Here is a 22,313-nt window from a genome sequence, read left to right as displayed (position 1 = left end):
AATTCGTACAACACTGAGCGCTAGAACGTAAAAACCTTTCCTGATTACCCACAAAGCTCAGCCATGTTTCAGTGAACTCAGCGCCAATAAATTCAATAGGTTACAGGTAGGTGCCGCCTTTTCGGTAAAGAATATGAGGCTCAGTTTGGTATTTTGACCTTGTAGGGGCCCGTCTCTTCGGCGAAGAGGACTTCGGCCCGGTTTGGTGTTTTGGTTTAAATCTAAACCTCAGTAACAGCCAGCAGAGCTGGCCTGCCGAAGTCCTCTTTATTAAAGAGACGGGGCAGCTACAAAGAACAAACCGAAACAGGGTGCGTTATGGTTGAGATTCATACGTAATCAGGAAACCCTTTTACCACGTCTTTTGGCAACGAGAGCACGCCTATTTATGAAAAACACAGAAAAATGGAAGCCCTTCGGGCGACAGTAAGCCGTCCGCTTTAAGGTAGGGTCGAATTCATTCGTCCTCTTTTAGAGCTGGACGCTATGTTCCGCCCTTGGGGTTATATTGTCCCCTTCACTCTTTATCCCTCACACATCACGCTCTTTTCGGGCCTTCGCACGCTATCGCTGCAGCGCCTTTTATGGCAGAATGTGCGCCGTTTTGTTGGGTGAAAATTAGGTGAGGGTGGGGTGGTCATGCAGCTGTATTTTGTACTTAAATCGCCGGCGCGGGCAGAAAACGTCGGTGCTGCGGCCCGGGCCATGAAGACCATGGGCTTTAGCCAAATGCGCTTAGTGAACAGCCGCGTACATGAAGAAGACAAAGCCCACTGGGTGGCCCACGGTGCCCAAGAGATTTTAGACCAAGCCGAATACTTTGCCGAGCTGGCCCCCGCACTGGCTGATATGGACTTAGTGATCGCCACCACGGCGCGTGAGCGTGGCCGTTATCGTTATTACCTCACGCCCCAACAAGCCATTGCGCAGGTGAATAACAAGCAAGTACAAAAAGTAGCGCTGTTATTTGGCTGTGAAGAGTCCGGCTTAAGTAACGAAGATTTGGCGCTTGCCGATATTATCAGCTACTTGCCCCTGAAAGTGAGTTATCCCTCACTGAATTTAGGCCAAGCCATTATGCTTTATGCCTACGAGTTTAGTCAGGGTGTGCAGCAGCCAGTAGCAGAAAATTCCGCCGCTCATACAGAAAATAGGCAGTTAAGGCTGTTACAACAAAAAACAGCACAATTGTTTGATGATATCGGTGTCGAGCCGCAGGAAAAACTGGCTGAGTGGGTATTTGACCGTTTACCTATGCTAGAACAGCGGGACTTAAACCTGTTGCATCTGCTCTATAAAGATCTTGATAGAGCGCTGTCTGAGCGTAGGGATGGTTGACAAGCATGCGCGCTCAGGTTATTGCTATGCCATTCGCTATTCAAGGTTGTTCGTTATGTTGCTCAGTGCACACCGCATCACCAGCATTATTATTATCGGCACTATTACCAGCACCACCATACGTGGCACTGGAGCGGGCTGATGCGCTAACGACACATGATTAGAATCTTAAAGCCCGCGTCCTTACCTGACGCGGGCTTTTTTGTTTAGTTTTTTATTTTTGCTCTTTTCGTTTAGCAGTTTTCGTTTAACGCTTTTTCGTTTTGCACTTTTTCGTTTTGCACAGGGAGTTATGAATGCGAGTCTTGAAGTTTGGCGGCACCTCTTTGGCCAACAGCGAGCGATTTAACAATGTCGCCGATATCGTGGTCAATAATCAGCAGCAATCTCAGGTGGCGCTGGTGCTGTCTGCCCCCGCCAAGGTCACCAACCATTTGGTGGCGGTAGTAGAGCAGACCATTCGTGGCCTGGATCCAGCTCCGGTATTGCAAGAAATCGAACAGATTTTTCATGGCATTATCGACGGACTAAAAACTAAGTATCCTGCATTTGACGATAGCGGTGTTAAGGGACGCGTTGAACGCGAATTAGGTCAGCTGGCCCGCTTGTTAAAAGGGGTCGGTTTACTACAGCAGTGCCCTGATAATACCCAAGCGCATATTTTAAGCCGTGGCGAAGCCTTATCCATTGCCACCATGGCCGAGTTATTGACCGCCCGCGGCGAGCAAGTAGAAGTGATAGCGCCACAAACCATGTTACTGGGCGAGGGCAGCTATTTAGAGGCCACCGTCAATATTGAAGTTTCGCGCCAGCGCTTTGCAGACGCAGACTTACGTGATGATTGCATCTACCTGATGCCAGGCTTTACCGCCGGCAACGACAAAGGCGAGACGGTAATTTTGGGTCGTAATGGCTCAGATTATTCCGCCGCCGTACTGGCCGCTTGTGTGAATGCCGAGTGCTGCGAAATTTGGACCGACGTAGACGGCGTGTACAACTGCGACCCACGCTTGGTACCAGATGCTAAGTTACTCAAGCAACTGTCTTATAAAGAAGCCATGGAGCTGTCTTACTTTGGTGCCAAGGTATTACACCCAAAAACCATCGCGCCCATCGCTCAGTTCCATATTCCGTGCTTGATCAAAAACACCGGTAATCCTCAAGGCGAAGGCTCGTTAATCGGCCCTGAGTGCAGTGATGACGACCAACAAGTAAAAGGCATTTCTGACTTGGTCGGCATGACCATGATCAATATCTCGGGTCCGGGCATGAAAGGCATGGTCGGCATGGCGGGGCGCTTGTTCTCTTGCGTGTCTCGTGCCGGCGTCAGTATTGTGCTGATCACCCAAAACTCGTCGGAATACAGCGTGAGCTTTTGTATTCATAACTTTGATCAGCGCAAAGCCCAAATCGCCATTGCTAACGAGTTCGCACTGGAATTTAAAAACAAGTTGCTTGAGCCGTTAGATATCATCGAAGATTTGGCCATTATCTCTTTGGTCGGTGATCGTATGCGCATGGTGAAAGGCGTTTCCGCACGCTTCTTTAATGCGCTGGCCGAAGCCTCTATCAATATCGTCGCCATTGCTCAAGGCTCCAGCGAGCGCTCCATTTCGGCGGTGATCCACAAAGCAAAAACCACTGAGGCCATTAAAGCTTGTCACCAAAACTTCTTCTCTAGCCGTCGCTTTATTGATGTGTTCTTAGTGGGTTGTGGTGGCGTGGGTGCGGCCTTGCTTGAGCAAATTCGTCGCCAGCAGCCAGTATTAGAAAAACAAGACATCGGTATTCGCGTGGTGGGCATCGCCAACTCACGCCAAATGACGCTTAATCGTGACGGTATCAGCTTGTCTAACTGGAAAGAACAGCTCAGCCAAGCTACCGACACCTTTAATTTGCCGCGCTTACAGCGCATGGTCGACGACAGCCACTTAATCAACCCCGTATTAGTGGACTGTACTTCAAGCGATGGTGTGGCCGAGCAATATGCCGACTTCTTAACGGCGGGTTTCCATGTGGTCACCCCCAATAAAAAAGCCAACACCGCCAGTCTGGATTACTATCGCCAGCTGCGCCGTGCCGCCCAGCGTACCCACCGTAAATTCTTGTATGAAACTACCGTAGGCGCGGGTTTGCCGGTGATTGAAAATCTGCAGAACTTACTGCGCGCCGGTGATGAACTTAACGCCTTTGGCGGTATTTTGTCCGGCTCCATGTCTTACATCTTCGGTAAGTTAGATGAAGGCATGAGCTTTGCCGATGCCACTCGCATCGCCCGCGAAAATGGCTTTACCGAGCCGGATCCCCGTGATGACTTAAGCGGCATGGATGTAGCGCGCAAGCTGTTGATCTTGGCCCGTGAAGCCGGCATGCAGTTGGACTTAACCGACATTGAAGTGGAAGCCAGCTTGCCGCCCGAGTTTGACGACAGCGGCGATATTGAAACCTTTATGGCGCGTCTGCCAGAAGCTAACGCCTATTTCGAAAAGTTGGTCTCTGAGTCAGCCGCCGAAGGCAAAGTGTTGCGTTATGTGGGCGAAATTGAAAATGGTCACTGCAAGGTTGCCATTAAGGCCGTAGACGGCGATGATCCGCTGTTCAAAGTAAAAGACGGTGAAAACGCGCTGGCATTCTACACCCAATATTACCAGCCTATCCCGCTGGTACTGCGTGGCTATGGTGCCGGTGCCGATGTCACCGCCGCTGGCGTATTTGCCGATTTATTACGTACCCATAACTGGAAGCAGGAGATTTAAATGAGTGTAGTTGCCTTTGCCCCTGCCTCTACCGCCAACGTCAGCGTCGGTTTTGACGTATTAGGGGCCGCCATGGCCCCTGTAGACGGCACTATGTTGGGTGACCGCGTTTGGGTAGGTGACACGGATGGCGAGTTTACTCTCAACACCGTGGGCGCTTATGCCCATAAGCTGCCTGATGATTTTACCCAAAACATCGTTTACGACTGCTATGTGGCCTTTGAAGAAGCGATTGCCGACAAAGGCGTGGCCAGCAAAAAGCTGAAGATGACGCTGGAAAAAAGCATGCCCGTCGGCTCTGGTTTAGGCTCCAGTGCCACCAGCATAGTCGCGGCCTTTGTGGCGCTGAATGCCTTTTACGATACTCCTCTTAGTGAGCATGAGTTAATGCTGCTAATGGGCGAGCTAGAAGGGCAGATCTCCGGCTCTTTACATTACGATAACGTGGCCCCTTGTCATTTTGGTGGCCTGCAATTAGTGGTAGACGAAGCGGGCATAGTGAGCCAAACGCTGCCGAGCTTTGATGATTGGTACTGGGTGCTCTGTTATCCCGGTATTAATGTTTCTACGTCTGCGGCGCGCAGCATTTTGCCTGCTCAATATCGCCGTCAAGACTGCTTAACTTATGGCCGTCGTTTGGGTGGTTTCGTGCATGCCTGCCACACCCAACAAGAGGGGCTTGCCGCCGCCATGTTGAAAGACGTGATTGCCGAACCTTACCGTGCGCAGTTGATCCCAGGCTTTGATGCGGTGCGCGACCAAGCCGCCGCCATGGGCGCACTGGCCACCGGTATTTCCGGCAGTGGCCCCACGGTATTTTGCGTGCTTAAAGAGTTAGGCCAAGCCGAGAAGCTGAAAAACTGGCTGACCGACAACTTTATTCAAAATCAGGATGGGTTTTGCCATATTTGCAAAATCGATACCCAAGGTGCTCGAGTAACAGGAACTGAACTATGAAGCTGTACAACATTAAGGACAATTCGGAAACCATCGACTTTGCCGGTGCCGTTAAGCAAGGCCTAGGTCGTGGTCAGGGTTTATTTTTCCCAGAAAACTTAACCCCCATCGCGAACATTGATGCACTGCTCGAGCTGCCATTAGTGCCGCGCTCGGTGGCGGTATTGAAGCATCTGATTGGTGATGAAATTCCAGAATCCACGCTGGCTGCCATGGTGGAGCGCGCTTTTACCTTTCCCGCGCCTTTGGTAAAAATCGACGAGTACACCTACGCGCTTGAACTGTTCCACGGCCCCACCTTAGCCTTTAAAGACTTTGGTGGCCGCTTTATGGCCCAGTGCTTGGCAACTTTAAGCACAGACGGCAAAAAGATCACCATCCTTACTGCGACCTCCGGTGACACCGGTGCCGCCGTGGCCCACGCCTTCTACGGCCTGCCCAATATCGACGTGGTTATCTTGTACCCAGAAGGCAAAATTAGCCCGCTGCAAGAAAAGCTGTTCACCACGCTGGGCGATAACATTCGCACCTTAGCCGTGAAAGGTGACTTCGACGATTGCCAAGCATTAGTGAAGCAAGCTTTTGATGATGAAGAGCTGAAAACGGCCGTGGGCCTAAACTCAGCTAACTCCATCAACATCAGCCGCTTAGTAGCACAAGTGTGCTACTACTTTGAAGCTGTAGCACAATTGCCAGCAGAGCAACGCCACAAAGCCGTGATTGCTGTACCCTCTGGCAACTTCGGTAACTTAACCGCCGGCCTCATTGCCAAGGCGCTGGGCTTACCGGTGAAGCGCTTTATGGCCGCCACAAACGCCAACGATACCGTGCCCCGTTACTTAGCTAGTGGCAGCTGGGATCCAAAAACCACAGTGGCAACTATTTCTAACGCCATGGACGTGAGCCGCCCTAATAACTGGCCACGAGTCGAAGAGTTGTGCCGCGTAAAAGGCTGGGACTTGGCCGATATCGCCTCCGGCGCGTTAGACGATGCACAAACCAAAGACGCCTTGCAGCGCTTATTCGCCAAAGGCTACTTGTGTGAGCCCCACGGTGCCATCGGTTGGGACTTGCTCAACAAAGAGCGTGGCAAAGACGAAGTGGGCATTTTCTTATGTACCGCTCATCCAGCCAAGTTCAAAGAAAACGTCGATGAAATCTTAGGTCAAGATTTACCTCTGCCGGGCCCATTGGCCAAGCACATGGCCATGGAGCCCCTCAACGGCGTGATCCCCGCCGACTTCGCAGCACTGAAAGCCGAGATGATGGGGAAGTAATAGCGCCCAGCACCAATACCGGGTCAAGCCCGGTATGACGGGCGTAGCGCCCAGCTAAAACCAAAACACCGAGCCCAAAGCTCGGTGTTTTTTTACTATCCGTCATGCCGGTACCGGGTTCGCCCCAGTATCTCGCTCTTTGTTCTAGAACCTAAAGCGAGATCCTGACGTGCGTCAGGAAGACGGCATAAGGGCGAGGTTCGGATGCGCTCTTTTTGCCGTCATGCCGGGTTCGCCCCGGTATCTCGCTCTTTGCCCTAGAACTTAAAGCGCGATCCTGATGTGCATCAGGATGACGGCGTAAATGCAAATACCGGCCCTTTGCCGTCATACCGGGTTCGCCCCGGTATCTCGCTCTTTGCCCTAGAGCCTAAAGAGAGATCCTGATTTTCATCAGGATGACGGCGTAAATGCAAACACCGGCCCCAGTATCATAAGATCATGGTTCACCGGCATTTGATGAAGGAAATATATTGATGACCAACAAGCCTTTTTCCCAGGCCAGTGAAAACAACAAACGGCCGATTTTGGCGGTGCTGGCGCGGGTGTTTGACCGGCCGGGTGCCGTGCTGGAGATAGGCAGTGGCACTGGCCAGCACGGGGTGTTTTTTGCCGAGGGTCTGCCCCATCTGCAGTGGCAGCCGAGCGACCGGGCCGAGAATATTCCCGGCATGTCGCTCTGGTTTGCCGAGGCGGCTCTGCCCAATCTGCTACCGCCGCTGGTGCTGGATGTAACCCAGCCGCGGTGGCCGGCGGGGCAGCATCAGGGGGTATTTACCGCCAATACCCTGCATATTATGGCCTGGACCGAAGTTAAGGCCATGTTCGCTGGGTTGGAAAGAGTGCTGGCGCCGGGGGCGGCGGTCTGTATCTATGGCCCCTTCAATTACGAAGGTTGCTTTACCAGCCCGAGTAATCAGGCCTTTGACGCCATGCTGCAGAGCCAGACTCCCCATATGGGGATACGGGATATTGCGGATGTGACTGCGCTGGCCGGGCGACATGGGTTAACCCTGCAGGCAGATCATGCCATGCCCGCCAACAACCGGCTGCTGGTATTTAATTACGAGAAATAGGGCGCAGGCAGCCCGATAACTGATGTGCTCTCCTTGCCGTCATACCGGGTTCACCCCGGTATCTCGCTCTTTGCTCTAAAACCTAAAGCGAGGTCCTGACGTGCGTCAGGATGACGGCTGAAGTGCGAGATCCTGATGTGCATCAGTATGACGGCAGGAGTACGAGATCCTGACGTGTTCTCCTTGCCGTCATACCGGGTTCACCCCGGTATCTCGCTCTTTGCCCTAGAACCTAAAGCGAGATCCTGACGTGCGTCAGGATGACGGCTTAAACAAACATCGCTCTTTGCCTTAGAGCCTAAAGAGAGATCCTGATGTTCATCAGGAAGACGGCATAAGGGCGAGATCCTGACGTTCGTCAGGATGAGGGCTTAAAACAAGGCTGGAATCTCCCCAATCCCTAATCCCCATTCCCTCACTCCCCGCTCTTAAACGGCAACTGTTGCCGGCATTGTGCCTGATAATGGTGCATCTGCTCTTCTTCCCGTCGGCAGTAGTCGGCTATGGCGTCATTGAAGCCCCGCTCGAATAGCTTGAAATAGCCGTAGCAGAGGCGAGGCTCAAAGCCGCGTTGCAGTTTGTGCTCGCCCTGAGCTCCGGCATCGAAGCGGGTTAGCCCATGCTCGATACAGTATTCAATGCCCTGGTAATAGCAAGCCTCAAAGTGCAGAAATTCCAGCTCCTGTTCGCAGCCCCAGTAACGACCATAGAGGGTGTTGTGTGAGCGAAAGCACAGGGCGCCAGCCACCATGGTCTGATCTTGCCAGGCGGCAAACAGCACGCAGTGATCCCGGCCGTATTCGCCCCATAACAGCAGAGTTTTCTGAGTGAGATAACCGTTATGACCGGCCCGTTTCTGGTAGGTGCGCCGATAAAATCGGTAGAACTGTTGCCAGATTTCCGGGGTGAGCGCATCGCCGCTCAGGGTGGTAAAACGGATGCCGCTATTCTGCACTCGGGCCCGCTCTTTCAGCAGGTTCTTGCGCTTGCGGGAGCTAAAGCGAGCAAGAAAATCGTCCATATGGCTATAGCCCCGGTTCAGCCAGTGAAACTGCACATTGACCCGCCGTTGCCAATTTTGGCGTTGTAACGGCTCTTCCAGATCGGGCTCGCAGAACAGGCACTGGTAGCCGCTGGCACCGATGCGCTCGCTCAGGGCAAGCAGGCCCTGTTCAAACCAAGGCATAACCTGTACTGGCTGATAACCGGGTGCCAGCCCCAGTCTGGGCCCGGTGGCAGGAGTAAAGGGGATGGCGCAGACCAGCTTGGGATAGTAGTCCAGCTGGTGGCGCTGGTAGGCCTCGGCAAAGGCCCAGTCGAACAGGTATTCACCATAGGAGTGGGTCTTGATGTAGCAGGGCATGGCGGCAATCAGCCGTCCGTCCTGATACAGGCAGGCATGCTGCACCAGCCAGCCGGTGTCTTTACCTAGGCTACCGCCTTCCTCCAGCGCCCGCAGAAAGCCGTGGCGAGTAAAAGGGTAGCCGTCGGTAAACAGCGCATCCCAGTGCTTGGCATCAATGTGAGTAATAGCGGGGATAAAAACCAATTCGGGGGAAGGCATAGCGACCTGCTTTATCAGTAAGATGGGAGACCTAAAATTTTTGCCACAACTCTTTACTGCGAGAAGCACGAAAGAACACGGGAAAATCGAGCTTACCTAAGATCGAAGCATGACTGAAGGCTTATGAGAGGTGATTGACCTTTCGCGGTTAAATTTTATTCGAATTAAACGCGTTTAGCCGACGACGCATAAACCACGGCCCTTGTTTCTAAAGACCAACAGCGAGATCCTGACGTGTTCTACTTGCTGTCATACCGGGTTCGCCCCGGTATCTCGCTTTTTGCCCTAGAACCTAAAGCGAGATCCTGATGTTCATCAGGATGACGGCTTAAGGGCTAGGTTCGGATGTGCTCTTTTTGCCGTCATACCGGGTTCGCCCCGGCATCTCGCTCTTTGCCCTGTGCTGTCATACCGGGTTCACCCCGGTATCTCGCTCTTTGCCCTAGAACCTAAAACGAGATCCTGATGTGCATCAGGAAGACGGCAGAAATACAAATCCCTCACCCAGCCGTCATGCCGTATATGGACTCCTTCTGTATGACAACCGTCTTTGAACATAAAATAAGCAGCATGGGTAAGGAGCTGGCGTATATTCGGACTCTCATTGGGGAGCTACCCCTGTCCCTTGATGTATTCGCACCTTCAGGCCTCTGCGGACTTACGGCATGGTTTGCACACTGGCATGAACAGGCTTTCTGAAGGTTGGTCTCACCTCTTAACTGTATCTTCGCTCGTTTCTGGTTATCATTTAACTTGGTTGTTCGTTCAGTTGACGGATTGACTCAGCTACGCGCTGACTAATAATGTGGGCTGATGATACTCTTCGCCATGACGCAACATTGCCCAGGCGGTACGGACTGTTTTGTTGGCCAGCCCCACTGAAGCGATGCCAAAGCCACGTCGCTGCATCATGGCTTTCAGCCAGGCCTCTTTCTGATTAACCGGTTCTCTTTTCTGTAATTTTTGCAAAACGGAACGCGCGCCCTGAATAAGGTTCGAACGCTGCTGCCTTTTGCCGTGGCGTTTACCAATACCTCCCATCACGACCTTGCCACCCGTACTAAACTGTTTGGGTGTGACACCCACGCAGGCCGCCGCTTCCCGACCGGAGGCGAAGTTGCCACCGTTAGTACCTAACATCAGATAGAGATGCAACGCATTGACCGGGCCCACGCCTTCTAACTTCATCAACTTTGCGCAACTTGGATGTTGTTTGATTAACTTATCACGCCTCGCTTCTAACGCTTGAAAGCGCTGAGTCAAGGATAAGTAAGCTTGCCACAGCTCTGATAGCTCATCGCGTAATGGCATCGGGATCTCGTTCTCCGCGTCTTCCAGAATAAGGGGTATCGCCGCACGCAAACCCGCGAAACCTTTAGTAATGGTGATACCAAACTCAAATATCAGGGCTCTGATTAGGTTACTGGTCGCCGTGCGCTGATCTTGCATGTGCTCCCGGATACGCTCTATGCTTTGCAGCCCTTGTTGCTCCGTTGACTTGGGGGTGACGGTTTTTAATCCTGGATGTGATAGTGCCGCACCGATAGCTTCCGCATCGTTATGATCGGTTTTATGTCCGAGCCGAAATGCAGCCACGATTTTAGGGGCGATAATCACCGGCTTATGGCCCATCGCTTCGACAGTGCGAGCCCAATAATGTGCAGAGCCACACGCCTCCATCGCCACGACGCAAGCAGGATGCTTACTGAGCATGGCAGTAAGCTGAGCACGGGTATAAGCGCGGTTACGCTGCGTTTTATTATTCTTAAGGGTGCACGCTTGGAACGAATGTTTTGCCAAATCGAGGGCAATGACAGTATCGTGTTTCATGTATGGACTCCTTCCGATTGAGGACTCGGGGTTGTGGTAAACTTACCGTACTCCTCTGAGGGTGAAGGAGTCCATACATCGGACCTGATCCGGCATCTCGCTCTTTGCTCTAAAACTTAAAGCGAGATCCTGACTTTCGTCAGGATGACGGCTGGAGGGAGAGATCCTGATGTTCATCAGGATGACGGCTGTAGTGCGAGATCCTAGCGCCCTGTATTAACTTTACGCGTTCTTCCGTGGCAAGAAAGGCTTTGGCCCTCAAAGCAAACTAGGCTGGTAATATCGCCTTGTGATAACTTATAAGACCCGTTGCATAAACAGGTAGCAAAATTAATGAGTCAAGCATTAGACGAGTTGTTAGCCTTGCTGGCGCTAGAGCAGTTAGACGATGGCTTGTATCGTGGCCAAAGTGCCGACTTAGGCTTTGGCGCTGTGTTTGGTGGCCAAGTGATGGGGCAGGCGTTAGCGGCGGCTAAATATACCTTGGCCACAGATCGACCCGCCCATTCCTTTCACTCTTATTTTTTGCGCCCGGGTGATGTGAATAAACCCATTATTTACGACGTAGAAACCATTCGTGATGGCAAAACCACCTCGACGCGCCGCGTGCAAGCCTTGCAATATGGCAAACCCATCTTCTACATGACCGCCTCTTTTCAAGAGCCGGTGTCAGGCTTTGAACATCAAACAATGATGCCTGAAGTAGCGGGGCCAGAAGGGCTCACATCTGAAAGCGAGCACATCAAAGCACTGGCGCAATACTTGCCGCCCAAGATCAGAGAAAAGTGGCTGTCGCCTAAGCCCATAGAAATGCGCCAAGTGAATTACGTGGATCCTATGCTGCCCGAAAAGGCCGAGCCACTGCGTTATATTTGGCTTAAAGCCAACGGCAAGCTGCCCAATGATCCGCGCATTCACAAATATTTGCTAGCATACGCCTCAGATTTTAACTTTTTACCTACCGCACTTATGCCCCATGGCCGTTCCTATTGGGAACGTGATCTACAAGTGGCGACTATCGATCACTCTATGTGGTTTCATCAGGACTTTCGCTTCGACGATTGGATTTTGTATGTCATGGAAAGCCCCCGCGCCATCGGCGGCCGCGGCCTAGTACAAGGCCGCTGTTACACCCGCGACGGCATACTCATCGCCAGCACCATGCAAGAAGGGATCATTTGGCCCCGAGGTGGCAGTATTGAATTAAACCAAGTTCAAAACTAAACCTTTTTTGCCACGGAATACACGGACCAACACGGACGTAGAGCAATTACATAATAATAAATTTTATTTTGTAAGGTCTTACCCATAAAAATCTCTTGCGTTGGTCTTCATTTTTCCGTGCGTTTCCGTGTATTCCGTGGCGAAGAAATTTTTAAATGTTTATCTCAGTTCTCTAAGGATCCCAATGGCGTTAACCTGGCAGCAATTAATCGAACAAGAACAACAGCAGCCTTATCTGCAGCAAACCCTAGCCTTTGTGGAGCAAGAGCGGGCGGCGGGTAAGGTGATTTATCCGCCCGCTCAAAATGTATTCAGTGCCTTTGAGCTTACACCGCTTAACCAAGTTAAAGTGGTAATACTCGGCCAAGACCCCTATCACGGCCCTAATCAAGCCCATGGCTTGTGCTTCTCAGTACTGCCCGGCGTTAAAGTGCCGCCATCTTTGCGTAATATGTATAAAGAGCTGACCACAGATATAAAAGACTTTGTTACGCCTGAGCATGGCTGCTTAACCTCATGGGCCGAGCAAGGCGTCTTGATGATCAATACCGTGCTCACGGTAGAAGCAGGCAAGGCGCATTCTCATGCCAAGTTAGGTTGGGAAACCTTTACTGATAAAGTCATTCAAACGGTTAATGAGCAATGCGAAGGTGTGGTGTTTTTACTGTGGGGCAGTCACGCCCAAAAAAAGGGTGCGGCCATAGACACTGAGCGTCACCATATCCTCACCACCGTCCATCCCAGCCCCTTATCCGCCTATCGCGGTTTTTTCGGCTGCCAACACTTCTCAAAAACCAACCAGCTACTAAAGCAACAAGGCAAAGAGTCTATCGATTGGAATCTTCGGCTTCGTTGAGTGTGAGATGTTAAGTATTAAACCAAACGGCTTTGAGAACCATGGAAACTATAAATGTTTAACAATATTCTGGTGGTGTGTGTCGGTAATATTTGTCGCAGCCCGACCGCCGAGTTTTTTCTTAACCGCTTATTACCAAACAAAACGGTACACTCGGCAGGCCTTGGCGCTCTGGTAGATAAAGACATGGATGCCACGGCTCGGAAAATAGCAGAACACCATCAACTGGAGTGCCCTACCCACAGAGCTCGTCAGCTAACTGCCGCCTTATGCCGTGAAGCAGACATTATTTTGGTTATGGAAAAAAGACACAAAGAGAGCATTACTCGGCTAGCACCTGAAGCGAGAGGCAAAACTTTTTTGCTTGGCCAATGGCAACAAGAGCAAGAAGTTCCCGATCCATATAAAAAAAGCCCCGAAGCCTTCGAGCACGTTTATCAGCTTATCGCACACAACTGCGAATTGTGGGCGAGCAAGCTGGATGAGTAAAATCCGAGAGCTGTTAAGTAAGCCCTCGTTTTCTTTAACACGGCTTGGCGTTCAGTGGTTGAGGCTTAGGTTAGCTAAGTAAGCACTCACTAGGTGTGTACTTACTTGCGCTTTAAGCTAGTTTAATTGAACATTGAGTATCAAAAATTATACATTGGAATAAAAATATGGCGATTTTGGTAACCGGTGGCGCAGGGTATATTGGCTCACATACACTGGTTGAGCTGTTGAATGATGGCCAACAGGTGTTGGTGTTGGATAACTTGTGTAATGCTTCACCAGAATCGTTGCGCCGAGTGGCCAAAATCACCGGCAAGCAGCCGGAGTTCATTGAAGGCGATATTCGCGATGCGGCTTTGCTCGATATATTATTCAGCGAGCACAATATTGGTGCGGTAGTGCATTTCGCTGGTCTAAAAGCAGTCGGCGAGAGTGTGGCGCAGCCGCTGCGTTATTATGATAACAATGTAAACGGTACCTTAGTGCTAGTGAATGCCATGCAGAAAGCGGGAGTGTTTAAGCTGGTATTTAGCTCGTCAGCCACTGTGTATGGCGAGCCACAGCAGATGCCGATTACCGAAGATTTTGTCGTGGGTGGCACTACCAATCCGTATGGGACATCCAAGCTGATGGTAGAAAAAATACTGCAAGACGTAGCTCAGTCAGACGAACGCTGGTCGATAGCTTTATTGCGCTATTTTAATCCGGTGGGTGCCCATGAGTCGGGTTTGATGGGTGAAGATCCTAATGGTATCCCTAATAACTTATTGCCGTATATTTCTCAGGTAGCCGTGGGTCGGTTAAAAGCGTTGGCGGTGTTTGGTGACGATTACCCCACAATCGATGGTACCGGTATCCGCGATTACATTCATGTAGTTGACTTGGCTCTGGGCCACCTTAAAGCACTAACGCGTATTGCAGATTATACCGGTGTAAGCATCTATAACTTAGGCACTGGGCAGGGCTATTCGGTGTTGCAAATGGTTAATGCGTTTGAGCAAGCCTGTGGCCAACCGGTTGCGTTTAACATTGCACCTCGCCGCCTCGGCGATATTGCTGAATGCTGGGCAGATCCCGCTAAGGCATTAGCTGAGCTCGGTTGGCAAGCAGAACGCGACCTAGAGCAAATGATGGTGGACGCATGGCGCTGGCAATCTAAAAATCCTAGCGGATATGAGAAGTAAAGCGTCCAAGGTCTAAATATTTTTTTGCTACAGAATACATGTAATAACATGGGCGCTGAGCGATAACCTAATAAAATGCTTAATTTATAAGGTCTCACCCATAAGGTTTACTTAGTATTTCTTTCATTATCTGGGTGTTTCGTTACGAGAGATTTTTAGAGGTTTATATTAATGAATTTTAGGTTAGATATATTAAATGCATAAAATATTTCAAGGGCGGGGCCGTGGGGTGCTCGCCCTTTTTGTTATCTGGGCTTTATTTGGCCAGCATGTGTTTGTTCATCATTTGGGCGGGAGCGATTTAGATCTGCCATTTAATGCTATTACTTGGTTGTTTGTGGGATCAGTGTTTATTGCGGGGGCGATAGCATTAAAACCTGTGCGGGTAAGCAGTGAGCTAGGGCGATATTTTTTTTTAGCGGCGTTGGTATTGTGGTTGCCGTGGCTGTTTACATTGTTGGCAGATTTCAGCAGTAGCACCGTAAATTTGCAGGCCGTCTACTGGCAGGCGCTGCCACGTTTATTGGCACTAACGGCGGGCGTGTTGTTGTTTTGGATATTACAGCAGTGTCGTTTTAACGCCCAGCAACGGCATTTTTTGCTGTGTACCTTGCTTATGCTGGCTACCGTACAAATTAGCTTTGGGTTGGTGCAGTTTTTTTTTCTGCTTGCTGATAATTGGTTTTTGTTTAATACCAAGGTGCGCTTCCCCTACGGTATTTTTATGCAGCGTAACGTGATGTCGAGCTTTGTGGGCTCAGGTGTGTTGTTGGCGTTGTATTTATTGGTACGTCGCTCTAACGGCGAATGGCGCGGGCTTTGGTGGCTATGGTGCTCGACAGTGGCGGTTGCGGGATTAGTGCTAGTCGTCTTGCTGCAGAGTCGTGCCGGTTTATATAGCCTGTTGGTGGGGTTATGTTTGCTGCTGCCGGTGTGTTGGTTACGGTTAACCAGCCGTGTGCAACGCGGAGTATTAATCGCCTTGGTGGTATGCGGCACCGGTGCAGGATTAGCGCTATTACTGCATTTTGATATGCACCGCCGTGCCTTGGCGGTATATGGCGAGCTGGGTGTGCGCTACGAAATTTGGCAAACCACCTTGGGGTTGGTTGTGCAGCATATTTGGTTGGGCGTAGGCTATGGCAATTTTGAGTCTGCATATTATGCCGAAGCAGGGCGTTTGCTGGCGTTAAGTGGTGCAGTGCCTGCTATGCCGGGTGACTTACACCACCCGCATAATGAAGTGCTGATGTGGTGGGTAGAGGGCGGTGTCATTACTTTACTGGCTTGGGCGCTGCTGGCTTGGGGGATATTAGGAGTATGGTTGCGCTTAAGTGCCGGTGAGCGATTAGCCATGCTGGCTTTATGTTTGCCACTGTTTGCGCATTTAATGTCGGAATACCCTTTAGGGCATTCTAGTGTGCACTGGATTTGGCTGCTCTTGGTGCTGTGGTATTTCGACAGTCAAGTCGCGGCAAGTGAAGAATTAAACTGCGCAGGCGAAGAGTTAAGGGTAAAGAGTGACAGGAGAAGCGTTAAAGAAAAAACAACGAGTGCTGGTGGCCGCAGTTTAGTCGTCGTAAGAGTGGGGCTAGTGTTGGTTGGGGGCGTTATGGTGCTGTATATGGCGACTGGCCTGCAAACCGTTTATCAGTTAACAGAATATCAGCGTGGACACTTTTCTGAACCTGAGAGATTAACTCAAACATGGAACCCATGGTTTTGGGCTGACCGCCAAGCGCTATATCGGCATAGCCTAGCATTAGAAAAAGCCATTAAAGAACAAGATCAAGCCGCGATAGCCGAATACTTAGTCTGGTCTGAGCCTGTGATCACCCGCTTACCGCGTACTACTTTACTGCATAACCATATAGTGGCGTTATTGGCAGCAGGTCGAGATGCGCAGGTCGCAAGCTTTGTCCTTCGACTACAGCTGGAATACCCTCAGCAAAGCTTATTTAAAACGCAGGCTATAGAGAGTCTTAAATCACAGCTGGCTATAGATGAAAAAGTGCAGATATTTCACCACTTAGCTGACCCTGTAGGCTCGGCAATTGATTACTAATAGTTATTTTAGGGAGAAGTACTGAGTTGAAGCTTCCTGAGACTGGTACGCTGTTGGTTGTCCTCCCTTTGAACTCTTCACCGTCGGCTCATGGTTTACGCTTACAGCGTAATGAGAGAACAAGTGCTCGCCTACAAAACACCGCAGCAGTAGTCCAGCTATGTTTTGCATAATAAAGGAGCTATGGAGCAGGATGGTTTAGTTATTTAACTTACTGGTTTAAAGCTGAGTTTTAGATCTTACTAATGAAACATCTCGCTGCGAATACGCATTGGGGGACTTAAGCCAGTCCCTCTACTAGCTTGGCGAACCAATCGACTACTTCTCGCAGGATCGTGCCCAGGTTCTAACTATGAGCGATGCATCTTAGGCCTGCACATATCCTCGAATAATGCCTCAAAATGCCAGTCCACACACGACAATAACCTTCTCAATGCTTGGCGGTAGCTACCGTTGTGTTCGCTTACTGATTGGGACTCGTAGTTCACCTTTTTCGTAAAAACAAGCAATCTTAAACATTATATATAAGTTACAAAAATGTGATTTATATGTTGTATTGCTCTCCTGTAAAGCATGTTTTTTATGCTAGGCTACAAGAAATAATGACTAACTAAGAAATGTTGTAAGGCTGCTAGTTGATGAAAAAAATACTCGTGGTCACAATAAAACACTCATAATTTAATCGTGTTTATAGAAATTTATCAGCATCAAGGAGCTGCAACCTTGTGGCGGTAGCGTGTATTTAAGGTATCCTGATTACCCACAAAGCTCAGCCATGTTTCAGAGAACTAAGCACCAATTAATTCAATAGGTTACAGGGAGGTGCCGCCTCTTCGGTAAAGAATATGAGGCCCAGTTTGGTATTTTGACCTTGTAGGGGCCAATTTATTCGGCCCGGTTTGGTGTTTTGGTTTAAATCTAAACCTCAGTAACAGCCAGCAGAGCTGGCCTGCCGAAGTCCTCTTTATTAAAGAGACGGGGCAGCTACAAAGAACAAACCTAAACAGGGTGTATTATGGCTGAGGTTCATACGTAATCAGGTAAGGTATAAATAATTATTTTTAATAAGTTGGCGATAGTTTAAACCTAAACATCTTGCCGAGCTAAATATCAGCAACATATGTTTAGCTGACCACCATTCGTTAGGCTATCCCTTGCTGGGTATAATTTATTTAACATATATACTTTCTTATTTATTAAGGGATTCATTAATGAAACTTGCTTATTCAACCCCAGTGTTAGTCTTAATTGGTGTCTTGCTTAGTGGTTGTACTGTTATTCCAGGTGCTCATTTTTCTGACTCGTATGGAACTGTTGTGGGTAAGCATCCTGATCGGAATCTCGATTTAAGTAAGCTTATCAATATCTACCCTATCTCAGCGGCATCTCTACTGTCTCAGTCCGCACCCGCACCTGTGAAGGCGTCCACGGATCAGGCATTGCGAGAACAAATTGCTAACTACGACTATTTGGTGGGGCCTGGTGATATATTAAGCGTCACTGTATGGGACCACCCCGAACTTACTATGCCGGCTGGGCAATATCGTAGCTCACAAGAAGTCGGTAACTGGGTGCATACCGATGGCACTATGTTCTACCCATATATTGGCAATCTTCATGTGGCAGGCTTAAAAATTAGTGAGATTCGCGATCTAATCAGTCACCGGCTAGCGCGTTATGTAGAGAGCCCACAAGTAGACGTCACCATAGCGGCGTTTCGCTCTAAGTGGATATATGTGACCGGCGAGGTAAAAAATCCAGGCACGCTGTCGATTACTAATATTCCGCTAACTTTGGTGGATGCAGTGAGCCAAGTTGGTGGCTTGACCGAATTTGCCGATTGGCAAGCGGTAATACTAAATCGTGGCGAGCAAAGCCTTCGTTTCTCACTGCGCGATTTGTATAAAGAGGGGGATGTAAGCCAAAACATATTGTTGCAGCCTAATGATGTGATCAACATTAACCGCAACGACGACAGCAAAGTGTTTGTACTGGGTGAAGTGGGCAAGCAGCAAACACTGTCTATGGGCCGTAATGGTAAAACCTTGGCCGAAGCGCTGGCCGACGCCGAAGGCATGAGCCAGATAACGTCTGATGCAACGGGTGTGTTTGTGTTTAGGCGCGCCCCTCAAGAGAGCGGTCGTATTGCTGATGTATATCAGCTCAATGCCAAAAATGCCGCGGCCCTAGTGCTGGCCGACAGCTTTAAACTGCAAGAGCGCGATATCGTCTTTGTTACCGCAGCTCCCGTCTCCCGCTGGAACCGCGTAATAGACCAGTTACTACCTACCTTAGGTGGCGTATACACTAGCGCTAGCCTTGTTGAGTAACATAAGCGGAGTAACCGATGTTTAATAATATTCTGGTGGTGCGTGGGTAATCTTTGCCGCAGCCCCACTGCCGAATTTTTGCATCAACAAGCATTACCGCGCAAAACTGTACACACGGCCGGCCTGAGCGCCTTAGTAGATAATGACATGGATGCTACGGCCAGAAAAGTAGCCGAGCAATACCAGCTTATCTGTCCTTCTCATAGTGCTCGCCAGCTGACTGCTGCCTTGTGCCGCGAAGCAGATATTATTTTGGTAATGGAAATAGACATAAAGAAGGCATCAGCAGGTTAGCACCCGAAGTGCGGGGTAAAACCTTTTTGTTGGGTCAGTGGAGCAATAATCAGGAAGTTCCCGACCCTTATCAAAAAAGCCTAGGAACCTTTGAGCATGTTTATGGGTTGATAGCGCCCAATTGTGTGCTATGGGCCGACAGGCTAGATAAATAAGAGAGCACCCATGACACAGCAAACCATAATCAATAACATCCAACCTCAAGACAACGAAATAGACTTTGGTCGCTTGTTTAGTCTGCTATTGGACGGAAAATGGATAATAGTAGGCATTACCGCTCTTGCCATGGTGGTCGGCATTACCAATGCTATGCTGACCACCCCAGTATACAAGGCCAACGTCTTGTTACAGGTAGAAGAAAAATCCAGTGGCATGGCGGCACTCGGTGATATGAAGGATTTATTCTTGCAACAAAGTAACACCAGTGCCGAGATGGAAATTATCGGCTCGCGTATGGTACTAGGCGCGGCAGTGGAGGAGAGCAAGCGCGACATTATTGTAGCGCCGCTTTATTTCCCTTATATAGGTGAGTTTTTAGCTAATCGTTATCAAGGGGAGAAGCCTGCTGAAGTTGCTTTTTTCAATCGTTTCGCCTGGGGCGGAGAGAAAATAAATGTGAGTCAGTTGCTTGTACCATCGACTATTGAGGGGCAGCAATTAACACTGCGAGCTACCGAGCAAGGCTACGAGCTGTTTAATAGCGAGGGTACCAGACTGCTTACAGGAAAAGCCGGTGAACTTGTTGAGCAAAATGGTATTCATTTGTTGGTAACCGATTTGGTTGCTCGCTCGGGTACAGAATTTTTGTTGACTAAAGCCAGCCGGCTGAGTGCCATTTCTGCCCTGAGTGGCAGGCTGTCTGTTAGTGAAAAAGGCAGAGGAACAGGCATTTTGCAGCTTAGTCTAACTGGTACTGACCAGGCGGATATTACTGCAACGCTCAATGCAGTGGCACGCCAATATCTGTTGCAGAACATTCAGCGTATGTCTGCCGAGGCCGAAAAAAGTCTGTCTTTTTTAATCGAGCAGCAACCAGAACTAAAAGCCAAGTTGGATCAGGCTGAAGAAGGGTTGAATCAGTACCGTCAGCAGAATAAGTCGGTAGATTTGGGTATTGAAACCAAAGGCGTGCTCAGCCAATTAGTAAATTTAGAAAAACAGTTGAATGAACTGTCGTTTAATGAGTCGGAACTCAGTCGGCTTTATACTCGGGCTCATCCTAGCTACCAGGCTCTGCTGGAGAAAAAGCAGGCGCTTAACCAAGATAGAAAGCAGCTAGTCAGTCAGGTAGAAAATTTGCCAATTACCCAGCAAGAAATATTGCGTTTAACCCGCGACGTACAGGTAAGTCAGGAGATTTATATTCAGCTGCTAAACAAGGCACAAGAGCTGCAAATAGTAAAAGCAGGCACTGTGGGTAATGTGCGGATAATAGATGATGCTGTAGTTCAACCCAGAGCCGTTAAACCTGAAAAACCCATGATAATGGCAATGGCAACTGTGCTAGGCGGTATGCTCGGTGTTAGCCTTGTTCTGATTCGCGGTTTAATGAAACGGGGTATAGAAAACCCGGAAGACTTTGCACAGGTCGGCATGAACGTATATGCCACTGTTCCATTAAGTGAAATACAGCAAAGAACTACGGTTAAAAATAGACGTAAAGCTCTGCGCGAACAAAGTAAATTACTGACAATACTTAATCCCACAGATTTAGCGATAGAATCGTTACGTGCCCTGCGCACCAGTCTGCACTTTGCGATGGTGGAAGCCAGTAACAACATCATCGCCATTGGCGGCCCCAGCCCAGAAGTCGGTAAGTCGTTTATTAGCTCTAATCTGGCGGCTATTTGTGCCCAGACCGGGCAAAAAGTATTGTTAATCGATGGCGACCTACGCAAAGGCTATCTTCATCATTTTTTTAATAAAAAGGCCGAGCAGGGATTATCTGAGCTGTTAACCGGCCGTTTGGTATTATCGCAAGCAGTGCAGAGTACAGAAATTGAAAATCTGCACTTTATATCCCGTGGTCAAGTGCCACCTAACCCATCCGAACTTTTGATGCATGACAATTTTAACCAGCTGTTGGCAGAGGCAGGTAAGCAATACGACTTGGTTATTATCGACACCCCACCAATTCTTGCAGTAACGGATCCGGTTATCATCAGTGCTCAGACCGGCACCACGCTTATGGTCAGTCGCTACGCCAAAAATACGTTAAAAGAAGTAGAGGTTGCCATACGCCGTTATCAGCAAAACAATATCAATGTAAAAGGCATTGTATTCAACGCGGTAGAACGTAAATCATCAGGCTACGGCTACTACAACTATGAATACAATTCTTGATTTAAAGAGGAAAGGGGACAAGCAACGACTGTAGTAAAGAGTCGCTGTTATCGACCCGTCCTTTCGACCTTTAGTTTTATAGTTATCTCATCATACCGGGCTTGCCCCAGTCTCATCATTTACACTTTTACTTCTTGACGGTAAATATTATAAAGGCAACAAAATACGAGATGTTATTTTTCTCATTATACTTATGAGTATTAGGAACTAGCAGTGGTGTTTAAAAATAGTAAGCAAGATACTGAAATATTGATGATGATAATAAATCTAGTTCTGATATAGCACCTGAGAGACGGTCTAATGCAGTCGTAATGACGAAAGATAGGGCTCGAATTCTATATTGTCAAAACAATCAATGACCAATAAAGATATATAATTTTTCTACTGTGGACGCTTGTTGTAAGATAGAGATATGGACTCTTAGTGCACCTTCATCATAAAAATAATTAACCTGTTAAAATAAGAAATAAGTTAAAAAGTGTGATTTATATCATGCTGCTTACCTACCAAACATACATTTTATGCTACGCTAAAATAAAAGATTCAATCACAGCAAGAACTTTGTCTTGCAATCACTTTGTCTTAAAGGTTACTAGTTGATAAAAATGCCAAAGTTTTTAATGAATGTCTTAAAGTATATGGCATACATAAAAGTTAATCAGCATCAAGGGGCTGCAACCTTGTGGCGGTAGCGTGAGTTTAAAGATTTACATAACAATATCATTAGCGT

At 49.0% G+C, this 22,313-nt stretch carries 15 protein-coding genes and 1 pseudogene; 14 read left to right on the top strand and 2 right to left on the bottom strand.

The features are described 5' to 3' along the window. Positions 1-639: 639 nt before the first annotated feature. The 6 genes from R0134_RS11690 to R0134_RS11665 all read left to right on the top strand — a co-directional run bounded on the left by R0134_RS11690 (position 640) and on the right by R0134_RS11665 (position 7,404). Entirely contained in the window at positions 640-1,338 is a 699-nt protein-coding gene (locus tag R0134_RS11690; RefSeq protein WP_319782108.1) for a tRNA/rRNA methyltransferase, read from the top strand. Continuing rightward, positions 1,331-1,480 carry a hypothetical protein gene (locus tag R0134_RS11685; RefSeq protein WP_319782107.1) on the top strand — a complete coding sequence of 50 codons (150 nt, stop codon included), beginning with the start codon at positions 1,331-1,333 and terminating at the stop codon, positions 1,478-1,480. The genes R0134_RS11690 and R0134_RS11685 overlap by 8 nt, the downstream gene beginning before the upstream one ends. A 154-nt stretch (positions 1,481-1,634) precedes the next feature. Continuing rightward, positions 1,635-4,094, top strand: a complete 2,460-nt coding sequence (thrA, locus tag R0134_RS11680) for a bifunctional aspartate kinase/homoserine dehydrogenase I (RefSeq protein WP_319782105.1) — start codon at positions 1,635-1,637, stop codon at positions 4,092-4,094. After that, positions 4,095-5,051: a homoserine kinase gene (gene thrB / locus R0134_RS11675; RefSeq protein WP_319782103.1), complete on the top strand. Its 957-nt coding sequence runs from the start codon at positions 4,095-4,097 to the stop codon at positions 5,049-5,051. Continuing rightward, positions 5,048-6,328 carry a threonine synthase gene (gene thrC / locus R0134_RS11670; protein WP_319782102.1) on the top strand — a complete coding sequence of 427 codons (1,281 nt, stop codon included), beginning with the start codon at positions 5,048-5,050 and terminating at the stop codon, positions 6,326-6,328. The genes thrB and thrC overlap by 4 nt, the downstream gene beginning before the upstream one ends. Before the next feature lie 476 nt (positions 6,329-6,804). Beyond that, positions 6,805-7,404 carry a DUF938 domain-containing protein gene (locus R0134_RS11665; protein ID WP_319782100.1) on the top strand — a complete coding sequence of 200 codons (600 nt, stop codon included), beginning with the start codon at positions 6,805-6,807 and terminating at the stop codon, positions 7,402-7,404. A gap of 415 nt (positions 7,405-7,819) precedes the next feature. Here the strand turns inward: R0134_RS11665 and R0134_RS11660 are convergent, their stop codons facing one another. Together R0134_RS11660 and R0134_RS11655 are read right to left on the bottom strand one after the other, a co-directional pair. Then, a complete protein-coding gene (locus R0134_RS11660) occupies positions 7,820-8,968 on the bottom strand; it encodes a GNAT family N-acetyltransferase (protein WP_319782098.1) in 1,149 nt (382 codons plus the stop codon). 786 nt (positions 8,969-9,754) lie between these two features. Then, positions 9,755-10,798, bottom strand: a complete 1,044-nt coding sequence (locus R0134_RS11655) for an IS110 family transposase (protein WP_319782097.1) — start codon at positions 10,796-10,798, stop codon at positions 9,755-9,757. Positions 10,799-11,131: 333 nt separating this feature from the next. Between R0134_RS11655 and tesB the strand changes: the two genes are divergently transcribed. The 8 genes and pseudogenes from tesB to R0134_RS11610 all read left to right on the top strand — a co-directional run bounded on the left by tesB (position 11,132) and on the right by R0134_RS11610 (position 21,583). After that, a complete protein-coding gene (gene tesB / locus R0134_RS11650; RefSeq protein ID WP_319782096.1) occupies positions 11,132-12,022 on the top strand; it encodes an acyl-CoA thioesterase II in 891 nt (296 codons plus the stop codon). Positions 12,023-12,206: 184 nt separating this feature from the next. Beyond that, positions 12,207-12,878, top strand: coding sequence for a uracil-DNA glycosylase (ung, locus tag R0134_RS11645; protein ID WP_319782094.1), 672 nt, complete (start codon positions 12,207-12,209; stop codon positions 12,876-12,878). A gap of 54 nt (positions 12,879-12,932) precedes the next feature. Then, positions 12,933-13,367 carry a protein tyrosine phosphatase gene (locus R0134_RS11640; RefSeq protein WP_319782093.1) on the top strand — a complete coding sequence of 145 codons (435 nt, stop codon included), beginning with the start codon at positions 12,933-12,935 and terminating at the stop codon, positions 13,365-13,367. A 167-nt stretch (positions 13,368-13,534) separates the two neighbouring features. Then, positions 13,535-14,551, top strand: coding sequence for a UDP-glucose 4-epimerase GalE (gene galE / locus R0134_RS11635; protein WP_319782092.1), 1,017 nt, complete (start codon positions 13,535-13,537; stop codon positions 14,549-14,551). Between the two features lie 196 nt (positions 14,552-14,747). Then, positions 14,748-16,616, top strand: coding sequence for a Wzy polymerase domain-containing protein (locus R0134_RS11630; RefSeq protein WP_319782091.1), 1,869 nt, complete (start codon positions 14,748-14,750; stop codon positions 16,614-16,616). A 1,211-nt stretch (positions 16,617-17,827) separates the two neighbouring features. After that, on the top strand, positions 17,828-18,946 hold the full coding sequence (locus R0134_RS11625) for a polysaccharide export protein (RefSeq protein WP_319782089.1): 1,119 nt from the start codon (positions 17,828-17,830) through the stop codon (positions 18,944-18,946). Positions 18,947-18,988: 42 nt separating this feature from the next. Then, positions 18,989-19,395: pseudogene (locus R0134_RS16535) on the top strand (protein tyrosine phosphatase). Positions 19,396-19,405: 10 nt separating this feature from the next. Next, positions 19,406-21,583, top strand: a complete 2,178-nt coding sequence (locus tag R0134_RS11610) for a polysaccharide biosynthesis tyrosine autokinase (RefSeq protein WP_319782085.1) — start codon at positions 19,406-19,408, stop codon at positions 21,581-21,583. Positions 21,584-22,313: the final 730 nt, after the last annotated feature.

The organism is Oceanisphaera sp. IT1-181, assembly GCF_033807535.1.
Lineage (GTDB): Bacteria > Pseudomonadota > Gammaproteobacteria > Enterobacterales > Aeromonadaceae > Oceanimonas.
Note: the sequence above shows the minus strand (reverse complement) of the source record. Positions and strands in the feature narration are given on the sequence as shown.